The sequence below is a fragment of the Mangrovimonas xylaniphaga genome (assembly GCF_001280435.1).
Taxonomy (GTDB): domain Bacteria; phylum Bacteroidota; class Bacteroidia; order Flavobacteriales; family Flavobacteriaceae; genus Mangrovimonas_A; species Mangrovimonas_A xylaniphaga.
Map to the genome: position 1 here is coordinate 1 of NZ_LBIP01000040.1, position 2,687 is coordinate 2,687.

General features: G+C 30.4%; 3 protein-coding genes. All 3 read left to right on the top strand.

Going from position 1 to position 2,687, the window contains the following annotated elements; genetic code table 11:
* The first annotated feature begins 140 nt into the window (after positions 1–140).
* Positions 141–1,097 carry a hypothetical protein gene (locus ZA06_RS16670; protein WP_053978626.1) on the top strand — a complete coding sequence of 319 codons (957 nt, stop codon included), beginning with the start codon at positions 141–143 and terminating at the stop codon, positions 1,095–1,097.
* A gap of 390 nt (positions 1,098–1,487) precedes the next feature.
* A complete protein-coding gene (locus tag ZA06_RS16675) occupies positions 1,488–1,769 on the top strand; it encodes a hypothetical protein (RefSeq protein ID WP_053978627.1) in 282 nt (93 codons plus the stop codon).
* Between the two features lie 155 nt (positions 1,770–1,924).
* A complete protein-coding gene (locus tag ZA06_RS16680; RefSeq protein ID WP_053978628.1) occupies positions 1,925–2,431 on the top strand; it encodes a hypothetical protein in 507 nt (168 codons plus the stop codon).
* Positions 2,432–2,687 lie beyond the last annotated feature (256 nt).

Below are 2,687 nucleotides of genomic sequence, written 5' to 3' on the forward strand. Positions count from 1 at the left end.
CCAACAACGTGTATAATTCATTGCTTCTGATTTTCCTCACGGAAAATCCTCGCAACTTTACTATCTTAGTTTCTTAACACGAGAATCCTGCGGATTTTCACGCGACGAAACTATACACAAACCGTTGGCAAACATTTAGAATGAGATTCAAATTATCAATATTATTAGGTTTAACATTTCTAATTTCTTGTAAAAATCAAACTCAAGAAAATAATAAAATTGTAAACGAAAAAGAAACGGTTTCTGAAAAAAGTTCAGTAGAAATTAAGGAGAATAAATCCGAACCTGAATTATCTGATTGCGACAGATATTGGATGAACAGATTTCCAAATGACTCAATAAAAGTCAAATATATTGATGACATAATATCTAAAAACCAACTTACTGAAAACAATTTAGAATTCTTAAATGCTCTAAAGAATCAAAAACAAGAGAAATTAGCTTTTGAAAATGTTCTTGCCCCAATTTTTAGACTTTCTATTACAGAAATTGGAATATTGACTTTTCCAAAATATAAACAAATAGGAAATAAACTTATCCCTATTTCAAAGGAAATGGACTTGATTGATAAATTTGACACTATTAAAGAAAATACAATGGATTATTTCGGGAAGATTAAATTCTATCCAATGCTTTTAGATTCTTTATTTAAAAACAAATCCAAACCAAGTATTAATTATTATACGACAAATAAGATTGGTTCGACTAAAATAATGGAATTGGGAGCTTATATTGATGAATGTTTGGAATATTACGAATACTCAATTGACACAATTTCTATCTCTAAAAATGATAAAGTCCTTTTCAGTAGCAAGTACAAAATTGATTTAGTTTTTGAGAATAATGAAAAAATAGATTCGCTTCTAAAAAGTGATTACAAAAAAGAATGTCTTGATTGTCCAAATAGTACGGAACTTCAAAAGACATTTGCAAGAATAAAGGGAACTGATAATTTGTATTTTATTTATGCAGATACGTTTCCAATTAATAACGAATTAGACACTCCTTCCAGAGCGTTGATTTTTATAAACCCAGAAAATGAAATCATTTACTTGTGGTATGATGAAATTGACTTATTTGGTTGCAGTTGTCTATAAACAAAAAACGATTTGCCAACACCGGCTATAGCTCATTGCTTCTGACTTTCCTCACGAAAAGTCCTCGCAAATTTGCTATCTTCGGTTTACGGCGGAAAATCCTCGCGGATTTTCACGCAACGAAACCATAGCCAAACCGTTGCCATTCATTATAATGCTCCCTCAATGCTAAAAATTGATTAATGAGATATTTAAAAATTACATTTATTAGGATTATAATAAGTTTCTTTTTAGCCAACATGATGATTTCACTTGTAATTATTAACACTAGTCTTGAATCATCTCCTGTTATCTTTAAAATAATCTTAATGGGACTTATTTACTACGGACTAACACTTTATGTAAATAATCGAAAATAAACCAGACTGATTTTCTCTGTGATTAAAAAAAATGAAAAAATTAGAACAATACTTTAATGATGAAGAATCTTGGAAAAGATATTCAAGTCATTTTTCGCTTTATTGGACCAATTCTGACTTTGAAACAAAATTACTAGGGTATTTGGAAAACCGACTTGACTTTGCTCAGGTAATCCATTATCATTTAGGACAAAATAGTATTGGTTGGATTTATTCAAAAGTTCCTGACCTTGATGAATTGACTCCAATAGAATGTCTGCAAGATGAAGTACTAATCAAAAGACTAAAAGTTTTATTAATGAGGTTTCCTTGATAAAAAAAACGAAATGGCAACACCGTGTATAATTCATTGCTTCCGATTTTCCTCACGGAAAATCCTCGCAACTTTACTATCTTAGTTTCTTAACCCGAAAATCCTACGGATTTTCACGCAACGAAACTATACACAAACCGTTGTAGCCAATTAAAATGGAATATTTACTAATAATTCTCTTAATACTTCCTTCTATATTTTTGATTAACAGATATATTAATCAAAAAAGCGACAAGCGTGATAAAGCTAAGTTAGATGCCTTTATTACCAATGGATTTCCTGTGTTTTCTGAAACAGAACAACTTGAGATGATTTACAATGGCAACTTTTTTTTGTTACACGAACGACTTCAAATAGCTCCTATTCCCACAAAATACTTTGATTACATTTTCACAGTAACTAAGCAAGACTTAGTAAATTACATTAAACTCAACAAAAACATTTTAAACGATAAAAGTATAACGCTAAATCAATTGGATGGATTTTGGACTTTAAAAAAAGAAAATGACTTTTTATACTATTACCGAGAGCGAGGTCAAATTCAATATACTCAAAAACTATCAAACATAGACGAACTGATTAACAGGTTTGCCGAAGACATGATTTGTATTATACCAAAGTACAGTGACAACAAATTAGAATCGATAATTATTAAAGGATAAAAACAGGCTACAACACCGTGTATAATTCATTGCTTCCGATTTTCCTCGCGGAAAATCCTCGCAACTTTGCTATCTTAGTTTCTTAACACGAAAATCCTGCGGATTTTCACGCAACGAAACTATACACAAACCGTTGGCAAACATTTGATAACGCTATATGACCAAATATTTGATTAAAAAATATACTCAAAATGACTCTGGTGGTTTTAATAACATAGAAACTAAAAAGGTGCAAAAAAAGCATTTAAAAGAGCAT